Here is a 7,035-nt window from a genome sequence, read left to right as displayed (position 1 = left end):
ACCGTCGCTCGCAACAAGCTCAAAAGCGCTCAGCACCGACCTTCGATCATCGCCGCGTGCTGGATTCAGGCAACCTTGTGGTGACGTCATGATTTATGGAAAGGTCAATAGGTGAATGCCGAGCTTTCTGCGAGTCATGTTGTCACCGGCCTCGACTGCGTCCTTCTCACAAGCGCATCCTAAAGAGAATAAATACGAACCCTCGCCCCCCCTTTTCTCGGCTGGAAATAACACCTCCCGCTACGCTTGCGGCGCCAGAAAAGACTGTTGAATCGGCGCATACAAATGTGAGCCCTCGCGTCCGTTGTAGCCTCTATCGACTCGCGATAATACCCTTCGCAGTTCGCGAAATCGCCAGATCGCGTGATGTCCACTTGCAAAGACAATCCGTCCTCACAGTAGCCGATGTTGTTTATTGCTCAATTGTCTACCGCCTGCAGCGAAGCGCCTTCAACGGCGGCATCTGCTTGCATTTCCAGCCGGGCCGCGGCAGGAACAGCTTGAACAACTCTCGGGCCGGCATCTGTCGCTCAGTCTTCGGGGGCATGTCCTTGTATGCGAAGAGTCTTGCAACGACTTGCCTGCTTTGTTTGCAAAATACAGTGCTGTGTCGAATGTGGCGCCAGACTCGGACCAGACCTTGGCTTCTCTGAGTGTTAAGCGCAAGCGGCCGTTGATTATGAGCGTCGCGTCCTGCTTGCCGTGGTCGATCGGGTACTGGCGTAATGTTTCTCGCCTTCGTTTTGTAGCACTACCACGGAGGGTCGGCGGGTTGGTTTCAAGTCGTCCAGCTGCAGGGACGCGGAGGTCTGATAGTAGCCAACATGGCCCTGCCGCTGATACCAAGCATCGGCGCGCATGCCTGCACTGCGCAATACGGGCACCCGAATGGATAAGGGACAAGGTACCGTCTAGGGCTCACGGGTTCGGCTGCGTAACAAAGCCGATTTGCGCGAGCCCGCCCGACTGCGCCGCGCACATCACATCCGCGACTTTCTCGTATGCGCGGTCCCACGTTAAGCACGGAGGCAGTCAACTGTGAACAGTCAACCGCCATTTCGCTGGGCCTCTGATGCAGGTAAAGCCTCTCCAGAGTCACGGTTGCGTCTCCCCAGTGAGCTCGGCTTTCGGTTGTCAGTTCCCGCCCCAAGTTGCAGACGGACTATTTCAAAGGATTGCGGGCAATTAAGGTCTGTTTCAGGCAACGGGGCGCTTCGGCGGTGAGAATTCCGTAAGCTGGCGCCATGACTGAAGGTGCTGGCAAGCCGTGGATGATGAGCGTCGACGTTGAGCTCCTTCATACGAGTATCTATGAGGAAGTACACGTCCGGGCGGCGGCGCATCAGCGATGCTTGTGACGTACATCGGGCATTGGCTAATGTTCACTGGAGCAGGATAGCCGCATGCCCCCGAACCAATCAGCCCTGATGCGGACTCACGAGCGGACGCTCAGGGGAGTGGCCTTGCTACATCAATCGTTTAACACATCCTGATCGTGCTCGCAACGTTAAAACCAACGCGGTTCTGATGCTTTATTTCGGATAAATTCAATTCATCGTGATCGATACAGTCGATATCACGCAAAATCACCGATCACTTGAATATGTTTAGCAACACCTTGACTGCTGCGTGGGAAGTGCGGTCGCGATTGCCGGGAACGTTGAAGCCGGCATCCCTCTTACTCCCCTCCTTCAATACGAGCGTGCTGAACTCATAGGGCACATGTCCTGGTAAGTTAGGCCCTCGGAACGCCAGGACTTTCAGCGCCGGGCGCAGATTATCTGCGCACCGGTGCTTTTTTTTCAGATTTTCACAGGAGACTGGGCTGCACTCCCCTTCTCCCGCCAGCTAAAAACTCCCTTGTCTAAAAGATCTCACATAAGCACATGGTAAGCTATGCGAATTAGTATCAAGCACGCGTACCGATTTCGGTTCCACTCGAAATCCGGGCAGTAAACAATTCCTGCCTGGACATTCGAGCGCGCGCTTTGCGTACAACCACATGCTCCGGCCGCGCACCGATGCCTAGTATCAACGGCAGGAGTGTGTTGGCTAGCATGTGACTAACATTGCCTTGGCGCTGAAAACCGGAACCGCTCAGCAAGGCCATTCTCCAAGGCTGAAACGATCCGAGGAAATCAGGCAGGTGACAAGACTAAAAATGCCCGGATAGAGTGTAATGCCCGCTTCAGCTGCTTCACTCGATGAAGCGGGTAACGTCTCGCGACTCATGCTGACCGAATCAGTCTGTCGGCACAGGTGTTCATCGTTTCCGCTACAGGTGCCCATGAGAATGGCGCGCATGGTGCGCGAAGGCGTTTGGGCTTACGCAAGCCAGTGTAGCGCGTCTAACCCGGTCAGATTCCTATGCGTCGAGTGGTATTGGTCAGGATGGCGAGCTTTAAAAGCGCGTGCCACTCCGGTTCCAACCGATCCCCAAGCGCGAGGATACGAAGCGAACGCTTGGACCTAGCCCTCGTTCTGGAAGAAAAGCGCAGCTCACTGAAACCTGCAGGCTCTGGTCGTCAAAGACCGGGTGACCAGCTCGCGGAGCGGGCGTGAATCCAATGCTACCTTGACATGGCGACGGATCGCGTCAAGGAAGTTTGAATCCCCCTTCGGGAAGCTTATTCGTCGCGGCATCCAGTGCCCGGACGAAGTCTTGTCTGCGCGGAGATCAGGACGATCTGTTCTCCGGTGCAGACAGAGCCGTTTCAGATCGTTGCGGCCATTTTCGTGAAGGGTAGCGCGTGAGTCTGTGAACAGGCTCTATGATTGGACCTGATGTTGGCCATTTTTTATTTCACGAGAACAAAAAATGGTGCCACCTTTGCGGCCCTCTTAACGGGGTGCAACATAAATTGTAGTGCCAAATCCTAACGGAAAGGCAAGCCCAACTTTCAATCGAACGTTCTTATAACCCAACTTTATGAAGGCCACCATGACCACTAGCGCTCGGAGTATCAACTCCAGTCCCGCGTCTCCTGTCGACCCAGCCCCCGCAGCGGGGCCCGTGTCATTCGGTGAACTGTATAACAGTACCTCTACTAACGTTTACCTAAATTTGGTACAACAGATGCAGAGCTTTTCGGACCCACTCAGTTCCTCTCTAAATACAACGACGACCGCCCCGGGCTCTAATTACACTACTGGTGGGGGCGACGGCATTGGATCTGCAAACATCAACCCAAGCGTGTCGGACCCTCTCAGCTTCTTTCTAAATGGAACGACAACGCCCGCGCCGGGCTCCAATTACGCTACTGGTGGGGGCGGCGGCATTGGATCTGCAAACATCAACTCAAGCTTGTCCGGCAAAGGGCAACAACTACATCCTGTGAAGCTGGCAATGTTTGGCAATGTTTCCATGGGAGGGAATCAATTCAAATTGCAAAACCCTGGACTTCAACTCCAGGCCGACGGGCAAGGTACCTTGTATGACGAGGATGGCAAGAGCGTTGGCCGGCTGAACGCCGACGGTTCGGCTCTGTTTATCATTGACCAACCGGGTGGTAAGAGCAAGACGATGTACGTCCCGGCGGGGCAACTCGACGTGCTGCCGGGCGACCAGAACGACCCCGTCTACTCCACGACGGCCGATCTGGCCAAAATAACAGCGAACTCGTGACACGCCCTGCCTATGCTGCGGGAACTCTTTCAAGTCGATCGTGATGCGTTAAGCGTGAGTCACGCCAGCGACAGGACTTGTTGCCTCAGGCTTTTCGGTTCGCGCCGGCAACTTTGCCATAAGGTACTTTCTTCTCCTTAACGTGACGGGACCTCATCGTCGAGCGCTAAGCTAGACGATGAGGTGTATTCGGCCACTTGCTAACCATGTCGCACCTGCTGTAATGGCTTTGGCACTGACCGAGGGAAATATTGGCTGTGATCTTCGACCTTGCGTGTCGTCTTCACAATGCTATCCACTTGATCGGCATAGGGGACGGCGCGAGGTCGTGCCCCTGCCACACCACCCGGCATGCGGGTCCGCACCGGGCGGTTCGAGAAGTTAAGGTCATGCGAGTCGAGGGAAGCCGAGAGCATCAAAGTATCTGACCGTGAGGATGCAATTCGACCCAGCTTCGCTGTGCCGCCACCAGTGCGCCGCGCCTCCCGCAATGAGCGCCGCCAACTCGTGAGGGGCACCGAGACTGCGGAGGCGACCGTAGATCGTCGTCCCCGTGCGCCGGTGCTTGAGTTGGATGGCGCGAAGTCGGTAATGTATTCACGAATCCAGATCTCTGAAGATCTGCGGGGTTTGCGCCAGACGGAAGTAGGACTTCCAGCCTGGCAGGTATGCCCGCATTTGTTCGGCAATCTGGACCATGTCATGGCCGCCGACACGTCTGGTGCGCCGACACACGTCTGGTGATTACCCGGATACGCTGCTTGAACGTATCAAGCGCCTTCGCGACAAAATCAACCTCAATGGTTCGTTATGCAAAAATTTTGTATCTTGCATATTCCACAATATCTTGCATATTCCACAATACCTTGCATATTCAACGGCGCCTTGATTGCCAGGGCAACTTCTCGTCTTTGTTCGCGTCGGCTTAGCCGGCAGGACATCCGGGGTTGCACAGCGTGCATCGTGGTCACCCTGATCCACCGCGACCCGGTGGAACCTTAGAAGGTCATAGCGTGAACTGGCAAGAAACCCGCCTTGCAACAAACTTCCACGCGCGCAGTTTCCTTCTCGTAACATATGCGTCTCTCCGTAAGAGACACTCGTGGCGCGAGCGTGTAACTGAAGGGATGCCACAGTCCTCGATGTCCCAACCTCAGGCTTGCGGCGATCCACGTACCCCAACCCCATCGCGGTAACATCGGTCGCCATTCGATTCGTTCAAGCTGAAATAACGACGTGCTACGACTAGTTCTTCGGCCGTAAGACCCGCGTTGATACGGCGCAAGTCTGGGACCATTGTCCCTTTATTCTCCCCCTCCGGGTGCTCCAGTCCGTTACCATGCCCCATCTCATGCGCGAGTACATACTGCGTAAATTCTTCCTTATGGACATCAATTACAACTGTCCCGATGCTACCGCCGAGGAAGTACTGCCCTGGCACGGAGGTGCCAGCAATGGACAACATTCTTGTCGTCAGAATAATGTGCTTGTCGTTCTTGCCACACTTTATCTCCGTATCCTTGGCAAGGTGCCGGCCAAATCTCCGTAACCATCCCCCAGGCCATCCCGCAGACTGTTGCGCGGAAAGTAATGACGGAAGCCGTTGGATATGGTAATTGATGTCGAAGTCGCCAACGAGACACATTTCCCGTTCGTACTGTGAGAAATAGCTGCGAATAGTTTCGTCCGGAATTCCGGCCCGTACTACGTCCCCGTCAAGATGAATATGCACGCGGATCTTGTGCTCGTCGCCTTGAGCTGGCGCTGGGGGCCCCACCAGGCAATGCCTGGCAAACTTGTTTAATTGATCCACGCGCTGTCGCGTTGTCACTGCATCTCTGTTCCGTATGATGGTCGCAAGTTTTTGCAGCCTTCTGATCGAGTAGTGAGATGGCGGAGAAAACGATGTCGTACACGGACTCACATCCTTGTCGCCGGCCGTTACGTGCTTCACAACGGGGCGTTCTATTTTCCCTTGTGCGTCGATGCCGCACCTCGTATAAAGCTTGGTCTTTTGCTCCAGTCTTTCACTATCCAGTTCGTCAACCGGGGCGCTATTCAATTCCGTGGAGGAATCTATCCGGGGACTGCGGCGCATTCGATAGCACTCTGATACTGGCTGGCCGCCGATATTTCGCTGCGCGACAGGTCTTGCAGAATCGGAGGGAGCTATCGCATCGCCCAGGCTTCCGACAGATGCTGCGGTAGACATCGAGAGTCCGCATGATTCGTTTGCAGAATTGGGTATTCGCAATGCGGAAAAGAACGCCGCCAAGGCCAAGAACGTTTGCGCTGTTGTCTGAGGCACCGGCGGGTAATTAGGCGAAGTAACTCCAGAATCCGGCCCGACACGATGACCGTGCACATAGCTTTCGAAGATGGTTTTACCTTCCGCATCCAATGGCGGCAACATGAAGTTCTCTAACGCATGCTTTGTTGATGCGCGTGGCACGTGGGTTTGAATACCTGATCTGGTTTCGAGATGGTCGTCACCATCTTGACGATCCCTTTGCAAAGAAGTACCGATCGGGTGCATCGGAAAAAAACGTGGGATATGTCCGGTGTATGGCATGGGGGGATCTGCCTTCTAGAAAGTCTAAAACCGATGAAGATGAGGCAGGTACCTCTTAATGGCTCGGGACGAAATCGCGCGCGCGCCATTCATCAGCTTCACAGACGCTGCCTGGAAAAGACTGAAAGGGTGTTACGCATCTACGGTGGACGAGTTCTTCGAAAATACCTGATTGGACGATTTGACAAACTGCGACCGTCGTCAAATTAAGACCGTCCGCAGCGCGTCCAATTCGGCAACGCCCCGCGAGCGTTCTTAAGGGCAGAGCCCTCAACTCGTTCGGGACGGACGACTAGGACCAGTTTTTCGCGCCTGATGCTCAAAGCCTCCTCTGTGGATCGTTGGGCCCGCGACCGAACATAACCGATCGACGTCGTAACCTGCGAAAACCGGGCTACGACGTACCAAACCTGTAAGCCCTGAATTTCCGGCAAATATGCCTGCGAACTGCGTGACCGCCCCGACGGTCGTCGAAATCTGCGACCGCTAGTGGGCTGAGCTCCAAGGCTGATAGAACAACTTTCCCTTGAAGAAGTTGGCAGATAGTTGACTTAGTGACTTCGCGTCCCAGGTTGAATGCGGTAGCAGCTGAGATATCCCTTGGCGTTCGGCCGGGATTCACCCGTCCGCTTCGGCGGTCCGGCAGCAACATCGTTCGAAACATACGCACGGAATGCCCATAAGGCGCAAATTCGCAGGCGCAGACACTGTCGTTGGGCCTCATACAGCTCTCTATGAACGCGTCCCGCTTTGCAACAGCTTTCGCGTGTTCGGACTGACAGGATGGGCTGCAGCTCTCTATCCGGCCTTGTTGCAGCCGGTAATGCCCGCTGCGGGC

3 protein-coding genes are annotated in these 7,035 nt (G+C 55.1%); 1 reads left to right on the top strand and 2 read right to left on the bottom strand.

Annotation, left to right across the window (positions count from 1 at the left end):
* Positions 1 to 3,193 precede the first annotated feature (3,193 nt).
* Positions 3,194 to 3,625, top strand: a complete 432-nt coding sequence (locus tag HV796_RS39410) for a hypothetical protein (protein ID WP_175233180.1) — start codon at positions 3,194 to 3,196, stop codon at positions 3,623 to 3,625.
* Positions 3,626 to 4,222: 597 nt separating this feature from the next.
* Here HV796_RS39410 and HV796_RS46195 read toward each other — a convergent pair.
* Entirely contained in the window at positions 4,223 to 4,303 is an 81-nt protein-coding gene (locus HV796_RS46195; RefSeq protein WP_377694310.1) for a group II intron maturase-specific domain-containing protein, read from the bottom strand.
* Between the two features lie 475 nt (positions 4,304 to 4,778).
* On the bottom strand, positions 4,779 to 6,197 hold the full coding sequence (locus HV796_RS39400; protein WP_175233179.1) for a hypothetical protein: 1,419 nt from the start codon (positions 6,195 to 6,197) through the stop codon (positions 4,779 to 4,781).
* Between the last annotated feature and the right edge of the window lie 838 nt (positions 6,198 to 7,035).

Source organism: Paraburkholderia humisilvae, assembly GCF_902859855.1.
GTDB classification, from domain to species: domain Bacteria; phylum Pseudomonadota; class Gammaproteobacteria; order Burkholderiales; family Burkholderiaceae; genus Paraburkholderia; species Paraburkholderia humisilvae.
This window is presented reverse-complemented; position numbering and strand designations above follow the sequence as displayed.